General features: G+C 39.7%; 16 protein-coding genes and 1 pseudogene. 10 read left to right on the forward strand and 7 right to left on the reverse strand.

The genetic code is table 11. The features are described from left to right. The coding region (locus tag J582_RS15235) for an IS256-like element ISAba26 family transposase (protein ID WP_050674841.1) at positions 1 to 922 on the reverse strand (922 nt) is incomplete at its 3' end. Between the two features lie 78 nt (positions 923 to 1,000). Here J582_RS15235 and J582_RS0104765 point away from each other — a divergent pair. From J582_RS0104765 to J582_RS15255, 5 genes and pseudogenes are all read left to right on the forward strand, one after another. Beyond that, positions 1,001 to 1,702: pseudogene (locus tag J582_RS0104765) on the forward strand (dienelactone hydrolase family protein); the annotation flags it as partial. A 12-nt stretch (positions 1,703 to 1,714) separates the two neighbouring features. After that, the gene (locus J582_RS15240; protein WP_032048189.1) at positions 1,715 to 2,500 is read left to right on the forward strand and encodes an SDR family oxidoreductase; all 786 of its coding nucleotides are present in this window, start codon (positions 1,715 to 1,717) and stop codon (positions 2,498 to 2,500) included. Between the two features lie 43 nt (positions 2,501 to 2,543). Further along, the gene (locus tag J582_RS15245) at positions 2,544 to 3,782 is read left to right on the forward strand and encodes a styrene monooxygenase/indole monooxygenase family protein (RefSeq protein WP_032048190.1); all 1,239 of its coding nucleotides are present in this window, start codon (positions 2,544 to 2,546) and stop codon (positions 3,780 to 3,782) included. A 27-nt stretch (positions 3,783 to 3,809) separates the two neighbouring features. Further along, a complete protein-coding gene (locus J582_RS15250) occupies positions 3,810 to 4,340 on the forward strand; it encodes a flavin reductase family protein (protein ID WP_032048191.1) in 531 nt (176 codons plus the stop codon). A 53-nt stretch (positions 4,341 to 4,393) separates the two neighbouring features. After that, entirely contained in the window at positions 4,394 to 5,341 is a 948-nt protein-coding gene (locus J582_RS15255; protein ID WP_032048192.1) for a SphA family protein, read from the forward strand. Positions 5,342 to 5,396: 55 nt separating this feature from the next. Here the strand turns inward: J582_RS15255 and J582_RS15260 are convergent, their stop codons facing one another. The 4 genes from J582_RS15260 to antA all read right to left on the reverse strand — a co-directional run bounded on the left by J582_RS15260 (position 5,397) and on the right by antA (position 9,854). Next, entirely contained in the window at positions 5,397 to 6,455 is a 1,059-nt protein-coding gene (locus tag J582_RS15260; protein ID WP_032048193.1) for an AraC family transcriptional regulator, read from the reverse strand. Between the two features lie 449 nt (positions 6,456 to 6,904). Beyond that, complete coding sequence (antC, locus tag J582_RS15265; protein WP_080961330.1) at positions 6,905 to 7,939, reverse strand: anthranilate 1,2-dioxygenase electron transfer component AntC; 1,035 nt, start codon at positions 7,937 to 7,939, stop codon at positions 6,905 to 6,907. A 5-nt stretch (positions 7,940 to 7,944) separates the two neighbouring features. Further along, entirely contained in the window at positions 7,945 to 8,436 is a 492-nt protein-coding gene (gene antB, locus J582_RS15270; RefSeq protein ID WP_032048195.1) for an anthranilate 1,2-dioxygenase small subunit, read from the reverse strand. Between the two features lie 2 nt (positions 8,437 to 8,438). Next, the gene (gene antA, locus J582_RS15275; protein WP_000204402.1) at positions 8,439 to 9,854 is read right to left on the reverse strand and encodes an anthranilate 1,2-dioxygenase large subunit; all 1,416 of its coding nucleotides are present in this window, start codon (positions 9,852 to 9,854) and stop codon (positions 8,439 to 8,441) included. Between the two features lie 222 nt (positions 9,855 to 10,076). Between antA and J582_RS15280 the strand changes: the two genes are divergently transcribed. The 4 genes from J582_RS15280 (at position 10,077) to J582_RS15295 (ending at position 12,709) form a co-directional block, all read left to right on the forward strand. Next, positions 10,077 to 10,427: a winged helix-turn-helix domain-containing protein gene (locus J582_RS15280; protein ID WP_032048196.1), complete on the forward strand. Its 351-nt coding sequence runs from the start codon at positions 10,077 to 10,079 to the stop codon at positions 10,425 to 10,427. 182 nt (positions 10,428 to 10,609) lie between these two features. Further along, entirely contained in the window at positions 10,610 to 11,395 is a 786-nt protein-coding gene (modA, locus tag J582_RS15285; RefSeq protein ID WP_032048197.1) for a molybdate ABC transporter substrate-binding protein, read from the forward strand. Further along, the gene (gene modB / locus J582_RS15290; RefSeq protein WP_032048198.1) at positions 11,392 to 12,084 is read left to right on the forward strand and encodes a molybdate ABC transporter permease subunit; all 693 of its coding nucleotides are present in this window, start codon (positions 11,392 to 11,394) and stop codon (positions 12,082 to 12,084) included. The genes modA and modB overlap by 4 nt, the downstream gene beginning before the upstream one ends. Positions 12,085 to 12,088: 4 nt before the next feature. Further along, positions 12,089 to 12,709, forward strand: a complete 621-nt coding sequence (locus tag J582_RS15295; RefSeq protein WP_032048199.1) for an ATP-binding cassette domain-containing protein — start codon at positions 12,089 to 12,091, stop codon at positions 12,707 to 12,709. A gap of 43 nt (positions 12,710 to 12,752) precedes the next feature. Here J582_RS15295 and J582_RS15300 read toward each other — a convergent pair whose 3' ends face one another. Continuing rightward, complete coding sequence (locus J582_RS15300) at positions 12,753 to 14,357, reverse strand: PepSY-associated TM helix domain-containing protein (protein ID WP_032048200.1); 1,605 nt, start codon at positions 14,355 to 14,357, stop codon at positions 12,753 to 12,755. A gap of 2 nt (positions 14,358 to 14,359) precedes the next feature. Beyond that, positions 14,360 to 14,650, reverse strand: coding sequence for a hypothetical protein (locus J582_RS15305; RefSeq protein ID WP_002049913.1), 291 nt, complete (start codon positions 14,648 to 14,650; stop codon positions 14,360 to 14,362). Positions 14,651 to 15,063: 413 nt separating this feature from the next. Here J582_RS15305 and J582_RS15310 point away from each other — a divergent pair, with 413 nt between their 5' ends. Continuing rightward, positions 15,064 to 15,795 carry a 4'-phosphopantetheinyl transferase family protein gene (locus tag J582_RS15310; protein WP_022574567.1) on the forward strand — a complete coding sequence of 244 codons (732 nt, stop codon included), beginning with the start codon at positions 15,064 to 15,066 and terminating at the stop codon, positions 15,793 to 15,795. The last annotated feature ends 39 nt before the right edge of the window (positions 15,796 to 15,834 follow it).

A 15,834-nucleotide genomic window follows, 5' to 3' on the forward strand; every position in this document is an offset into this window, starting at 1 on the left:
CAATTTTGGGATACTGGTGATTCCATTGATCACAGAAGATGTCTAGGGACTTTAAAGCATTTTCCTCTGTACTTGCCTGATAAATCGCTTTCAGACCCGACGTAACAGCCTTGTAGTCTTTCCAGCTTACAAATCTCAGGCTATTGCGTACAACATGCACAATACACAGTTGAATATCAGTATGAGGGTAAACAGAGGCTATCGCGTCAGGAAAGCCTTTTAATCCATCTACACAGGCAACAAGAATGTCCTGTACTCCTCGATTTTTTAGCTCTGTCATGACTGACAGCCAGAATTTGGCACCTTCTGTCTGAGCAATCCACATACCCAGTAATTCTTTTTGCCCATCCATATTGATGCCTAAAGCAAGGTATACGGACTTGTTAATCACATTGGAGTGCTGACGGACTTTGACAACAATACAGTCAAGATAGACAACAGGATAAAGGCTATCTAAGGCTCTATTTTGCCACTCAGTCACTTGCTCAATCACAGCATCGGTAACTTTGCTGATGAGAGATGCTGACACATCGGCATCGTACATTTCTTTGAAGAAGGCTACAATTTCCCTATTAGTCATTCCTTTTGCATACAGTGAGAGGATTTGGTCATCCATACTGGTGATGCGTGTTTGGTGCTTTTTGATAATTTGTGGCTCAAATGAACCTTCTCGATCACGGGGAATATCTAAAGCCAGTTGTCCATCTTGAGTTGTAATGGTTTTAGAACTAAACCCATTACGGCTATTTGAGCCTTTCTTGGGCTGATGCTTTTCATAACCGAGATGGTCTGAAAGTTCAGTATTGAGTGCAGTTTCAATCATGAATTTTTTAAAGACTGCTGTCATTTGGTTTAAGTCTTCTGGTGTTTTTAGACCTTTAGCCAATTCGGCAGCCATACTTTTGATTGTTGCTTCATCCATGTGAAGTACCTTTTGTAATTATCCTCTGAAGGATAAATGAAAATTAAGTACTTACACAAAATTTAGAACAGTCCCGCGATTGTCGATGCAGCCAACCAATATTTAAATGTACAAGCCTATGTTTATGAAGGTGTTGATCATGCCTTTGCACGACCAAAAAGCAACCATTACCACAAACCTTCAGCACGCTTTGCTCACGAGCGTACAGTAACAGCTCTACATGAAACGATTGGGCCGAAATATGACCTGGTCGCACTATGGGAAGAGCATATTCGTCATGAGTTCGATACGCGTGACGTGCCTGCAACCATGGCAACGATGGTCGCGGAGCCTTATGTCAACCATATCCCAACCTTGACTGGTGGTGTAGGTCAAAGCCAGCTTGCTCGTTTTTATCAATATCACTTTGTTCATCAAAACCCAAAAGATATGAAGATCACTTCGATCTCTCGTACGGTTGGCTCAACGCAAGTGGTAGACGAGTTCATTATGAGCTTTACCCACGATGCTGAAATTGACTGGTTATTACCGGGTGTAAAACCGACTGGTAAATATGTCGAAATTCCAATGTTAGGTGTAATTCAGTTCAGAGGTTCAAAGCTGTGCCATGAGCATATTTACTGGGACCAAGCGTCGGTACTCGTTCAAATTGGTTTATTAGACCCAACAGGTTTACCCGTTGCAGGTGTTGAGACCGCGCGAAAACTTCTTGATGAAGATCTTCCTTCCAATACTTTGATGCCATCTTGGTCAAATAGTGAAGGCAAGCCAGTTAGTTAAGGAGTATTTGCAATGAATATAAATTTAAAAGGAAAAGTCGCTGTGGTGAGCGGCGGTGCAACACTGATTGGTAAAGCTGTTGTACAAGCCTTAGTCAGTGCAGGTGCTCATGTCGCTATCTTAGATATTGATACCAAAGGCAAGGCAATTGCAGAAAGCTTTAACCATGACGTGATGTTTATTCAAACCGATTTAACCAGTGATGCCGCTATTCAACAAGCTGTGGCAGATATTCGTCAACATTTAGGTGAAGTGAGTTACTTGGTGAATTTGGCATGTACCTACTTAGATGATGGTTTTAAATCTTCACGTCAGGACTGGTTACAAGCACTCGATCTTAATTTGGTCTCTACCGTTGAGCTGAGCCGTGCTTTATACAATGACTTAAAAAAGCAGCAAGGTTCAATTGTCAATTTTACTTCAATCTCTGCCAAAGTAGCACAAACAGGACGCTGGTTATATCCAGTTTCTAAAGCCGCGATACGTCAACTCACACAAAGCATGGCAATGGATTTTGCTGTCGACGGTATTCGTGTCAATTCAATTTCTCCGGGTTGGACATGGTCACGAGTCATTGCAGAAGTCAGCGGCAATAACCGTGAAAAAGCCGATAGCGTTGCAGCCGATTATCACTTGCTAGGCCGATTGGGTCATCCAGAAGAAGTCGCCAATGTTGTTTTGTTTTTATTGTCACCCGCTGCGAGCTTTGTGACCGGAGCAGATTACGCAGTCGACGGTGGCTATTCAGTAATGGGCCCTGAAGGATCACAGCCCGCTATTCCGCGTTTAGCCGAATAGCACAGCGTTTTAAAAGCACATTTAGAAAATTATGGAGAAGATTATGCGCCGTATTGCAATTGTTGGAGCAGGACAGTCTGGTTTACAGCTTGGTTTGGGGTTATTAGATACAGGTTACGACGTAACCATGATCACCAACCGAACTGCCGATGAAATCCGCCAAGGTAAAGTTATGTCAAGCCAGTGTATGTTTCATACCGCTTTACAAACTGAACGTGACTTGGGACTAAATTTCTGGGAAGAACAATGTCCAGCCGTAGAAGGTATTGGGCTAGCTTTAGTTAATCCTGAAAATGGTGGTAAAGCATTTGAATGGAGCGCTCGTCTTGAGCGCTACGCTCAATCGGTCGATCAACGCGTCAAAATGCCATATTGGATGGAAGAATTTGAACGCCGTGGCGGTCGATTGGTGATTCAGGATGTTGGTATAGAAGAGTTAGAACAACTCGCAAACGACTACGAGCTTGTATTACTCGCGGCTGGTAAAGGTGAAGTTGTTAAACAGTTTGAACGTGATGATGTACGTAGTGTTTTTGATAAACCGCAGCGCGCTTTGGCTTTGACATATGTCAAAAATATGAAGCCAATTTCACCTTATTCACGTGTGACTTTTAACATTATTCCTGAAGTTGGCGAATACTTTTCATTTCCCGCACTTACCATTAATGGTCCTTGCGACATTATGGTGTTTGAAGGTATTCCAAATGGACCAATGGACTGCTGGCAAGATGTCAAAACACCTGAACAACACCTGCAATGCAGTCTGGATTTACTCAAGAAATTTGTGCCTTGGGAATATGAACGCTGCGTAAATGTTGAATTAACTGATGCTGGCGGTTATTTGGCAGGGCGCTTCCCGCCGACCGTACGCAAACCCGTTTTAACCTTACCGTCTGGCAAGAAGATTTTTGGTATGGCAGATGCCTTGGTGGTGAATGACCCGATTACTGGTCAAGGCTCAAACAACGCTGCTAAGTGTAGCAAAATCTATTTCGATGCCATTTTAGCCAATGATAATCAAAGCTTTAGTGAACAATGGATGGTTCAAACTTTTGAACGTTATTGGTCTTATGCAGAAAAAGTCGTGGCTTGGACCAATAGCCTATTAGTACCACCGCAGCCACATGTTATTGAGCTATTAGCAGCCGCAAGCCAGAACCAAAGCATTGCTTCAATTATGGCCAATAACTTTGATGACCCGCGCTCTTTTGCTCCGTGGTGGTTTGACGCAAATCAAGCTCAAGCATTCTTAGCTTCAAAAACCACAGCAAAAGTGGCCTAAGGTCAAAATATCAAAGGAAGATTAAAAATGGACACAATTGAAACTTTAGCTTTACAAGCGATTAATGCTGAAAACCCAAGAGAAATTCGTAATTTGCTTGGTCAGTTTGCAACTGGCGTTACCGTGATTACAACTCGTGGCAAAGATGGCCGGAAAATAGGAATGACCGCCAATTCATTTTCATCTTTGTCTTTAGATCCGCCATTAATTTTGTGGAGCCTTTCAAAAACGGCGCCAAGTTTGCCTGATTTTGTAGAAGCTGAATATTTTGCAATTCACATGTTGGCACAAGAGCATCATCAGCTTTCAGGACATTTTGCTCGGGGTGCTGAAGATAAATTTGCAGGTATTGCCCATCAGCAATGCGATGCAGGCGTTCCAATTTTGTCCGATGCACTCGCAACCTTGGTTTGCCGAAATGTAAATCAGTATGAGGGCGGAGATCACCTGATTTTTATTGGTCAAATTGAACAATACCAACAACGCCAAGGTGAACCATTGGTATTCCATGCAGGAAAGTATCGGATTGCCGCTGAGCATCCAGAATTAGCACATTAATTCACCACAATCACGATCAATCCGGTCGTGATTTTTTTATAGGAAATAAAAAGATGAAAAGCACTTTAATTAAACATGGCTTTTTAGCAGGGGCATTGTTGGGTGTGCCTTTGGTTGCACATGCCTATGATTTACCGACCGTAAACTTAGGTATGACCAGCTTTCTCGATGGTGGATTACCCGCAGGGCCCGGTTGGTATGCTCAAACCTATTTTCAAAATTACGATAGTAATAAACTGGTCGATGTTAATGGACAAAAACTCGGTTTACCTAAAACAGATTTAAATTATCAAGTATTGGTTGAGCAGATTAGTTATTTATCGAATGTCCGAGTAAAAGATAAAGCCAGTCTAGGCATGAATTTTCTGATTCCTTTTGTCAGTAAAATGGACATGGATGATGGCTTGAATAATGCGGCAATTAAAGCCCAAAGTGGCTTTGGGGACATTATGATTGGGCCTTTCATTCAGTTCGATCCAGTCATGGGCGCACAAGGACCGAAGTTTATACATCGTTTTGAGTTTCAGGTGAATTTACCTACTGGCGAATACGACCAGCAAAAAGATATTAACCCAGGTAATAACGCCGTTTCATTTGACCCGTATTGGGCTGCCACATATTGGTTTAATCCAAAATGGACAGCTTCAACACGTATCCATTATCTCTATAACTTTAAGAATAATGACCCAAGCTATGCGTTTGCTGGAGCAAATGATATACAGGCAGGGCAAGCAATTCATGCAAACTTTGCAACGGACTATGCTATTACCGAACAGTTCCGTTTAGGGCTCAATGGCTATTGGCTAAAACAAGTTACAGATACCGAAGTCGATGGTGAAAAAGTCAAAGGTCGACGTGAACAAGTTTGGGCAATTGGTCCCGGTGCGATGTATAGTTTTTCTAAAAATGATCACTTGGTTGCAAATGCATATTTTGAGCAAGATGCTGAAAACCGCCCAGAAGGTACGCGACTACAAGTTCGTTATGTTCATCATTTCTAAGTCATAAAAAAAGCCTTTTATATCAAAAAATATAAAAGGCTTTTATCTATTTGTTTTAAGAAAAAATTGAAGTAATTAAGCCTGAGCCTTCATTTTGACCAGATCGGCGAGTAGACGAAGGTAACTCACCATAACGGCGTTTGTACTCTTGTGAAAAACGGCCTAAATGGGTAAATCCCCATTTAAATGCAACGTCAGTGACAGATAGATTTTCATTGTGCATGAGCTCTAAATGGGCTTGTTCAAAACGTAATTCTTTTAAATAAGACATTGGGGTTGTCCCCAAATAATTTTTAAAACCAGTAAATAGGGTTCTTACGCTCACGCCTGCATGTTCAGCTAAAATCTCGACATTGAGCGGCTCATGCAAATGTTCTTTAATATAGGCTTCTGTACGCTTCACGAAATAAGGAGATACCGTTTTTTCTTTATAATGATCAAGCTTATGTAATGCATTGTTGGGTTGACCATAAATCAGTGCATTAAATAGATTTGACTCAAATTGTTTAAAGGCTAATGGATGATGGAGCGGGTGCTGATCACATGCTAAAGCATCCATTAAGGTTCTAACGAGCTGTAAAAAATAGGCTCCACCTTGGGTAGAAAAATCTAATTTAGGGTCAAAAACGAGTAAGTTATTCTCTGAATCCGCAATGTGTTGACGGCAATGGTAAGTAAAATCATCCTTTGACACTTTTAGAATAAGCTGGGGTGAGTTCGCATGCCAGCGCATACGTAAAGATTGCTGAGGTGAAATAAGAGAGGCAACTTGATAATAAGAAATAAACTTTTGCGAACCAAACTCGATTTCTGCATAGCCTTGAGTTGGAATCTGAATTAAGTAAAAGTTATCCAGATGATCTGGTTCAATAATGACATCCGCGCCATATTCCAAGCGGCTAATAGACAAGGCGCCTGTTTTAACATGGTGCATAGTTGCACTGAAATCTCGCTTCTGATGAGAGATTTTAAGATCATGCGGTTTAAAAATTTGGCCTACATTGCGGCAGGTTTCGCTTAAATCGTGGTGATCGAACACCAAATTATGATTGGTAAAGATAGACTCATTTTGAAAATGACGTCCATTGAGTTCGTGGGAGTTGGCTTGGTTCATATTTATCCCTTTTGGCTCACTCCTGTATTTACCTATGTTGCAAAAGTTTTAAACTTTCACTGTGCAATAAGTAAATACGGCACTTAAAAATTAAGTTAAGCGTAAAATACAATGAGATATAAGCAAGATATAGACCAATCTAACCGCTAGTTATTGTGATTTTCTCAAACTTTTACGTCGGATTTTGTCCATCAATTTAATACATTCGAGAAATAGAATAGGGGGATATAAAAGGTGCTATAACTTAATCTCATCATGATCTTATTCCTTAAGATCTATCAAAATTTATAACAAATCCGTGCGAACTGGTCAATTTATTTTGTCGGAATTCATTATTTTATATTATTGATATATAAAAGCTTTTAATTTAAATGCAAAAATTCAATATACCCCTTATAAGAGTATATTGAATCATTTCAGGTTTAGTAGTTTTTAAGCTATTTATACTTTTAACGTGAGGTATTGCTCTGTAAAAATTTCTCGCTGTAGATACGGTAGTTTTGCAGAGCTTGCTCATCTAACCAATTTTTAACGGCTTCAATCATTGGCGGTGGGCCACATAAATACATATCAAAAGCTTGCTCGGCCAGTTGATCTTTATTTAAGTGCTCATGGATATAGCCTGCTTTACCTTGCCAAGTTTCCGTTGCCTTAGTCACAATCGGGTGATAGCTAAAGTTTGGTAACTGTTCAGCATAAGCATGTAAACGCTGTTGTTCACACAAGTCGGTTTCACTATTTACGCCGTAGTACAACTGAACTGTAGGTGAATTAGGCTGCTCAACCAAGTTATCAAGCATTCCCAAGAAAGCTGATAAACCAGTTCCACCCGCCACAAAAACCAGTGGTCGCTCTACTTCACGTAAATAGAAACTACCAAGCGGTGCTTCAATAAGTAAGCTTTGTCCGACCTGACAACGGTCACGCAGGTAATTACTCATCACACCGTCTGGTAAGAGACGAATTAAAAATTGTAATTGATTGGTCGCATTTGGTCTATTTGCAAAAGAATAAGAACGCCAGTCTTCAGTATCTGGTATTTGCAAACGAGCGTATTGACCTGGCAAAAACTGAAGTTGTTCAGCATGACTGCTCGCATCAAGATGTAAAATTGCTGTTGTTTCTGAAACCAGCTCAACCGCAGTCACTTGGGTTTCAATTTTTAAGGTATCACCAGCATTGCAAATAGCAGAATCATGATCGAAATAAAAAGCTGCATCGGATTTCACTCTTGTTTGGCAAGCTAACATTTTTCGCTCGGCCAAATCACGTTCACTTAATGCATCTTCATCGACATATTCTTGCTCATAAATGCCGGTTTCACACTGTCCCTGACAGGTACCACAAACACCTTCGCGGCAGTCTAACGGCAAGTTAATTCCTTGACGAACTGCTGCATCAAGCAGCAATTCATCTTTATTTACCGAAATGAAAAAGGTTTTGCCATCGGCAAAGTTAAGTGCAACTGAATGTCCCATTTTCATTCCCCTTAAACGTGATAGAAGTCTAAAACGGAATCAATTTTGTCATTCAGCAAAATGCTGTGCTGACGACGAATACGGAAACCATCTGCGGTTTGACGTAAAAGATAAGTGGCATGTCCGTAAAAACAACCTTCTAAACCTTGACGGTTATAAAGCGTTTGCCATGCAACTTTTGCTTCGATAAAACCATCTTCCAGTGTTTTAACTCGGATGTTGTTTATGCTGTGCAAAGTACGTGGTAACGGTGTTGCAGACGCTGCTTTACCTGTACGAATACGAAATACACGGTCTTCAAGGCCTGTACGGTCCGCATAATAAATATAAGATAAGCCCTGATTTGGATCTTGAACATAGTTATGGTCATCAATCCACTGTGGAATATGATATTCACTATCTTCATCGTAAAGCTCTAAGTAGGCATCCCAGTCATAAGCATCACAAAGCTCTGCCTTTTTGTACAAAAACTGAGATACAGCAAAATGTAGTTCTTGTGACATGGTTACACCTCATCCATTACGGCATTGTTTTCAAAAGTAATATCCTGCATTTTCAGCGCTTTTTTATTTAAGCCGTCGAGCATGAGACGTTGCCAGTGTCCATGCTGGTTTACATAGAGTCCTTCATGGGTAAATTCACGGCCAGTAATAACGGGTTGAATGCCTAAATCTTGGGAGTTTTTGGTCGCGCCATATTCCCACGACTGACAACCACGTGAAATATCGCTCCAACGTTCAAGTCGTGCCTGAAAACCTTTTTGCTGTTCACGGAATTCAACTAAATCGTCTGGTGTACCAAGGCCTGATACGTTAAAGAAATCTTCAAACTGGCGAATACGATTACGGCGTGCTTCAGTAGATTCACCTTTAACACCAATACATTGGCTAATGACTTCAGTTTTATTCCATGCCACAGGGCGAACAATACGAAGCTGTGAGCTAATTTGATCCATAAAAAATAGGCTAGGGTACAAGTTCAAATTTCTTAAACGATGCATTGCCCATTCAGCATATTTTTCGCCATATTTTTCAACCATATATGGCATAACCGTGCTGTAACCCGGACGAACTGTTGGATTTGGCATGTCACTAAATAAAACACTATGGCCATTTTTAAAACTAAACCAGCCATCGTCAGTTTCTGAGTCACCTGCACCTAACTTACTGTAGTCAAGTGTGTCGAGTTCGGCACCTTTTGATGCATTGACTTGCTGACGGTGTTGAACTGTAGAGACATAGTTATAGTGAACAGTGCTGACATGGTAGCCATCTAAGCCATTTTCATTTTGTAACTTCCAGTTACCTGCAAAGGTATAAGATGACTTACCTTGTAATACTTCGAGTTCACCTGTTGGCGACTGGTTAACCATTAAATCAAGGAACAGTTTTGCATCGCCTAAAAAGTCTTCTAGGGAATCTGTTGCTTGAGTATCAAGACTTACAAATACAAATCCACGATAGCTGGCAATACGGCCTTGTTTTAAACCACGGCTTGATTTATCAAAATCTTCACAATATTCGCTAGGCGCTTTGACTTTAACCAAACGGCCATCTGACTTATAGCACCATGCGTGGAACGGACAGGTAAATGTAGATTGATTGCCTTTAGCAACACGTGTTAAGGTCGCACCGCGGTGTTCACAAGCATTCACCATGGCATGTAGTTCGCCTTTACCATCACGGCTTACAATAATCGGTTGGCGGCCAATTTGAACGGTTAGGAAATCATGATTGTTTGGAATTTCACTTTCGTGACATGCGTAAATCCAAACCTTTTCAAAAATAAATTCCATTTCCAAGTCAAATAGTTCTGGCTCGGTAAACATGTCGCGTGCAATACGGAACACGCCATCGTTAGGACGGAAGTCGATACATCCATCTATAAAATCATTCCATTGTTTTAAATTAGATGAGGTCATTTACTCAATCCTCCAATCAATCAGCTTTTAACTGATTGAACCGCGATTAAGCATTGCTCTCTATCCGTTTTTTCCAGATCTTTATCCACTTTGTGCAGTTTTGATTTTTTAATTGAACTCTTTTGAAGAAAGAGTAGAGATTTAAATTTGTATGTGTTTTAAGCTATTAAAGTTTCCTATAATGTTAAGCAGCATAAAAATGAAACTTTGTGAACTAAGTCTATGAAAGAAAAAAACTTAAAATTACAAATTAGAATTCTTTTAGAGCAAAATATTGCATTTGGTCCGGGTAAGGCGGATTTACTTGAAGCAATTGCGAGAACTGGTTCAATCTCACAAGCTGCAAAATCTATGAATATGAGCTATCGCCGTGCATGGCAGTTAGTCGACACCATGAATCAATGCTTTGAAACAGCTTTAGTGGAAACACAAACGGGTGGAACACATGGTGGTGGGGCAGCCGTCACAGCTTTGGGCCACAAAGTCTTAGAACATTACCGCCAAATGGAAATCAATGCTCGACAAGCCTTAGAACATGATTATCAAATTATGAGTAGCTATTTAAAGAAATAAGATTAGGAATGCTTTATAAATCAAAGAATTTAAGCGCGAATCAGTTTTATCTACTAATAGTTTTCAATTGCTCAGAAAAAATATCCATCTTTATAAATAATTTCTACTTTTCATCGTCTATGCTTATCGCTATATTCTTGGGTATATATCGCTGCAAAAAACGACAAAAAAGGTAAAACATAATGGTAAGTAATACAAAGATAAAAAAATTAGCTTTAGCTTGTTCAATCCTCAGCATAGGAGGGATCTTTAATATTTCAGCCAAGGCTGAATCAGTTACCGTTTATGCAGCAGCGAGCTTAACGAATGCGATTAACGATTTAGAAAAAATTTACGAAAAACAGAATAAAGTAGAAATTAAGACTTCATATGCAGGCTCATCGACCTTAGCTAAGCAAATTGAAGCAGGTGCGCCCGCAGATATTTTTATTTCAGCAGATACACAGTGGATGGATTATCTACAAAACAAAAAACAAGTTGCAGCAAATGACCGTATAAATTTATTAGGTAACCGTTTGGTTTTAATTACACCTAAAGGAAGACCATTAAATATAAAATTAGATAAAACCACTGATCCCAATAAAGTCTTTACTGGAAAGATTTGTACAGGAGATACCAAAAGTGTGCCTGTAGGCAAATACGCTAAACAAGCTTTTATCAATTTAGGTTGGTGGAACCGTATTGAGCCTAAGTTAGTTGAAACAGAAGATGTTCGAGCGGCATTAAATTTTGTTGCGCGTGGTGAATGTCAGGTTGGGATTGTCTATGCAACCGATGCAGCGATTAGCAAAGATGTGAGTGTAGCTGGCGTATTTCCAGAAAATACGCATTCGCCAATTACTTACCCTATAGGGATAGTTAAAAAGACTCCAAATTCAACAAAGTTCTATCAATTTTTACAAAGCAACCAAGCCAAAGCTGTCTTTAAAAAATATGGCTTTAGTATGCTCACCCCAGATAAACCATGATGTTTTCTTTAACTCCAGAAGAACTCAGCGTTCTGCAACTTTCTTGTAAGGTTGCAGCAAGTTGTCTTGTGGTCAGTATTATTCCTGCAATTTGTGTGGGATGGTTTTTGGCGCGTAAAGAGTTTTGGGGTAAGTCATTCATTGAAACATTGGTGTTTTTACCTTTAGTACTTCCGCCAGTGGTTCCTGGTTATTTGCTTTTACAAGTTTTTGGAAGTCGCGGCGTTGTTGGGCAATATTTAGCTCCACTCGGAATTCATTTTGCATTTAACTGGAAAGGCGCCGTTCTTGCTTCCGCAGTAATGGGTTTTCCGCTGTTGGTACAATCGATTCGACTAGCAATTGAGCTGGTCGATCAGCGTTTAGAAATGGCAGCAAAGACATTAGGTGCCTCATCTTTAGGGGCATTTTTCCATGTCACATTGCCACTTGCCAGCAGTGGTATTTTAATTGGTGCCATTTTGTGTTTTTGCCGGAGTCTAGGTGAGTTTGGAGCCACTATTACTTTTGTTGGTAATATTTCAAATGAAACACGTACTTTGCCTTTGGCCATGTATAGCTTAATGCAACAACCCGATACCGAGGCCGCTATTCAACGACTTATTGTTTTATCGTTAAGCGTGGCTTTTTTAGCGCTATGGTTTGCGCAGTGGTTTCATCGTTATCAAAAGAAGCGCTTAGGGCGGTAAGATTATGTTGATTGATTGCCGTTTCCAGCTACACATGGGTCAATTTCATATTGAGCCTAGTTTCCAGTCCGATGCTTCTGTTATTGGGCTATTTGGTGCCTCTGGGTCAGGTAAAACGTCCATTTTACATGCCATTGCAGGGCTGAACACTCCGCGTAGTGGGCTCATTAAAATACAGGATCAAACGTGGTTTGATTCAAATCAAAACATTAATTTGAGTACGCAAAAGCGACATGTTGGATTGGTCTTTCAAGATGCTCAGCTTTTTCCGCATAAAACGGTAAAGCAAAATTTATTATTTGGTCTTAAGCATCTTTCCCAACAAGAACGTCACTTTGAAGCAGATTATATTATTGAATTATTAAAGTTAGACCACTTATTACAACGTATGCCTATCAAACTCTCAGGAGGGGAAAAACAGCGTGTGGCACTGGGTCGAGCATTGTTATATTCACCTAAGCTGTTACTACTTGATGAACCTTTATCCGCACTAGATGCGAATCATAAAGCTGAAATTATTCCTTTTTTTCAGAAGGTAAAAGAGGAAATAAAAATTCCGATGATTTATGTGAGTCATGATATTCAAGAAATTAAACAACTGACCGAAACAATGTGGATTTTATAATTTTTCATATTTCACACATTATTTCAGTCATTGATTTACAGTGTTAACTAGCCCATAAACTACCTGTTGGAGCAGATTTTCGGCGATCTTGGGCTTGTTGATAAAAACGCCAGAAAGCGAAAGCAAAAATGACAGCTAATAAATCAACCACTAAGATTTCTCCGCCATGTACCCATAAGCCACTTTGAGGAATAAAGTAGGCTAAAAGAGATGTAAGAGGAATCGCAAATAACACAAAAACCAAGGTTAACAGCAGTTGTGGTAAAGCTTTTGCGTAGCCAATCACAAAGGTATAAATCAAAGTCAGTAGGAAAATCGCATAATAACCATACATGAAGAGGTGATTTATACTTTCAATGTTGAGTGTAGCGAAAAGCCAACGACTAGCTAACATTGTGCCTACGACAGCTAGAACACACCCTAAACATGCACCTATAGTTAAGTTCGCGAGGAACACCACATCTTTACGTTGAACAGGAACAGAATCTTCAGCACGCTTTTGTTTACGTGCACGAGTTTCAACCCAAAGAATGTTCCCTGTGTAAAACAAGAAAGCGCCACCGACACCTAACACAAAATAAATCCAACGTACGCCCGTACCCCCAAAACTTCCAAAATGTAGGCTAAACATGGCGTTGATTAACTTATTACCTCCATCAGTCTGAGTATTAATACCTTTATGGTTAAAGTGCTCAACTGCATAGGGGTTCATGCGCATAAAGTCTTGATTTGCGCCACGTAACATCTGATCGGGGCTATACAAGGCTATACGTGCATTGGCTTTTTCAGGTTTATCGAGGTTACTGAACTGGATATAGTCAACTGAATATTCAGGTGCTACTTTTTTTGTTTGAGCTAATATTTGCTGCACATCTATTTGTGTTTGTTTAGGTTGAATAAGCGCAGGGGGAGAACGCTGAAAAACTGGCTGTCCTTTGAGTGCCAGCTGACCAATCGCATCGTAAAAAAAGTCATGAAAAGCAAAGACAATAACGCTAATGCTAATAATGATGTGAAAAGGTAAGCTCGTAATTCCAATCACGTTATGCGCATCTAACCAAAAACGCTTTTTATTTTTACCAGGACGGATGACAAAATAATCCTTTACCAAAGTTGGTAAAAGAATAATCACTCCTGAAAGTAAAGCAAGAAAATATAAAATCGAAACCACGCCCATCACGTAAAGTCCTAATCCGTGATGACCTGCCATGCCGGGTATGCCTGCTGTTTCATGCAACTGTTCGATTAGCCAACCTGCTTTAGATAAGTTTTCCTGAGCAACGATTAACTGACCTTTATCGTCTAAGCTTGCCATCCACGTAGACTGAGCAGCATTAAAGCCATCTCCACGTTCATGCTCACTCCACGTAATAGGCGCGTAGTGAAATTCATTAGACGATAAATTTAGTGTGAAGTTCTTTTGTGCAGCAGGATAGGTAGCCTGAACTTTTTGAATAAGCTCATTATATTGGTTGGGTGAAACTTTAGGTAAAACTTGCTGCGTTGGCGTAGCCCACTTACTAATGTGGTGCTGAAACATGCTAAGCCCACCAGCAAAGAAACAGATAAAAAGCAAAATCCCTGCACATACACCCACCCAAGTATGCATGCTTTTTGCTAATTTCATAATGTCTGAACGTACTTTCATGTTTAACCCCGCAATACGAAAATACAGCTATACGCTAGGGCATTCGCAATGGATAAATAGATCAGTGCTTTTTGTCCGGTCGTAAAAAAATAACTGGCAAACATAATAGGCATCCAAACCCAAGGCACACTCCACATTCCCAATTGCACCAATAAATCCATGGCAACATAAGGACGCCCTAATAGAACTACTAAATTGCCAATCGCGATAGAAAGACTTAGTCCTAAAACCCCGCCAGCAAAAGTTTTACTCCACCAGTCTGGCTGGATAGGAGACTGAATTTTAGCTTTCATGAAACCAATTTCCGTTTAAAAAGCGCTATAAAGGGAAGAAACGACCATGCAAAAATGATGAGCATGAACCAGCAGAAAGCAGCAACAACTTTTGGTAAGCTCGCAAAGAGTGCAATCAATCCAACACTCAACAGTACTAGACCCAGATACTTAAATAGAGCTGGAAGATGGTGAGACAACAGATTTTGATTGCTATGACTACAATAGATACTGACCGCTCCTAACAGGGTCAAAAAAAGTCCTATAAGTTTCATAATCGATGTTTATAAGTAAATTAAAGTCAAAATTTACCCAACAGTATAAGTAAATAATAATTATTATCAAATGATAAGTATAATTATTTATTAAATTGCGACTCGTAAGTTAAAATAAGAGAGAACATATTAAAAGTATTTATTTTGAAGCCAAATACAGTGAGTCATTATCTATATATTCCTGAACAACTCAGCAAATCAATTTATGAAATTTCGAGCTCTATTTTTCTCACATCGGGGCTATTCTGTTATGGGGTAGACTTATCAAAAACACAGCATTTGCATATAGATAAACATTTAGAGCATCCCCTAAAAATTGCTCAAGCGCGTATCGAGCGTAAAAATGAGTACTTATGTGGGAGGGTCTTAGCACAGGCTGTTTTAAATCATCATTTCGGTTTGAATCAGCCAATAACTTCTATACATGAACATTTGCCCATTTGGCCATCTCATGTTTTGGGTAGTATTAGCCATTCACAAAATAAGTTAATTGTTGGGCTATCAAATAACGCGATTTATTTGGGAATTGATGTTGAGCACTGGGTGACCTCAGAATTTGCTAAAGAGAGCGCACATCTTGTTTTAACGCCATCTGAGTTTGATTTATGGAAAAATAAAGCGGCTGAGTTTTTTGATTTTGCTCACTATGTGAGCTTAATTTTTTCTATAAAAGAAAGTCTATATAAAGCGATTTATCCCACTGCAAAGCAGTATATCGATTTCTTAGAAGCATCTATAGTCGATATTAATTTTGAAAATCAAACATTAACGCTAACTTTCTTGCCAGAAATTCAACATCGCTATCAACTCTTAGAACAATATCAAGGTGGTTGGACTGTAGAACAAGACTATATTATGACTTGGGTTTTTCAAGCACATCATTCTGCTTAAAACAAAAGAAGGCAACGAATTGCCTTCTTTTTATTTAGG

The organism is Acinetobacter sp. 1566109 (genome assembly GCF_000582255.1).
Taxonomy (GTDB): Bacteria; Pseudomonadota; Gammaproteobacteria; order Pseudomonadales; family Moraxellaceae; genus Acinetobacter; species Acinetobacter nosocomialis.

Excerpts from the sequence above, each read along its gene's own strand:
- J582_RS15240 (WP_032048189.1), top strand. The coding sequence starts at position 1,715 with ATGAATATAAATTTAAAAGGAAAAGTCGCTGTGGTGAGCGGCGGTGCA.
- J582_RS15245 (WP_032048190.1), top strand. The coding sequence starts at position 2,544 with ATGCGCCGTATTGCAATTGTTGGAGCAGGACAGTCTGGTTTACAGCTT.
- J582_RS15250 (WP_032048191.1), top strand. The coding sequence starts at position 3,810 with ATGGACACAATTGAAACTTTAGCTTTACAAGCGATTAATGCTGAAAAC.
- J582_RS15255 (WP_032048192.1), top strand. The coding sequence starts at position 4,394 with ATGAAAAGCACTTTAATTAAACATGGCTTTTTAGCAGGGGCATTGTTG.
- J582_RS15260 (WP_032048193.1), bottom strand. The coding sequence starts at position 6,455 with ATGAACCAAGCCAACTCCCACGAACTCAATGGACGTCATTTTCAAAAT.
- antC (WP_080961330.1), bottom strand. The coding sequence starts at position 7,939 with ATGAAAATGGGACATTCAGTTGCACTTAACTTTGCCGATGGCAAAACC.
- antB (WP_032048195.1), bottom strand. The coding sequence starts at position 8,436 with ATGTCACAAGAACTACATTTTGCTGTATCTCAGTTTTTGTACAAAAAG.
- antA (WP_000204402.1), bottom strand. The coding sequence starts at position 9,854 with ATGACCTCATCTAATTTAAAACAATGGAATGATTTTATAGATGGATGT.
- J582_RS15280 (WP_032048196.1), top strand. The coding sequence starts at position 10,077 with ATGAAAGAAAAAAACTTAAAATTACAAATTAGAATTCTTTTAGAGCAA.
- modA (WP_032048197.1), top strand. The coding sequence starts at position 10,610 with ATGGTAAGTAATACAAAGATAAAAAAATTAGCTTTAGCTTGTTCAATC.
- modB (WP_032048198.1), top strand. The coding sequence starts at position 11,392 with ATGATGTTTTCTTTAACTCCAGAAGAACTCAGCGTTCTGCAACTTTCT.
- J582_RS15295 (WP_032048199.1), top strand. The coding sequence starts at position 12,089 with ATGTTGATTGATTGCCGTTTCCAGCTACACATGGGTCAATTTCATATT.
- J582_RS15300 (WP_032048200.1), bottom strand. The coding sequence starts at position 14,357 with ATGAAAGTACGTTCAGACATTATGAAATTAGCAAAAAGCATGCATACT.
- J582_RS15305 (WP_002049913.1), bottom strand. The coding sequence starts at position 14,650 with ATGAAAGCTAAAATTCAGTCTCCTATCCAGCCAGACTGGTGGAGTAAA.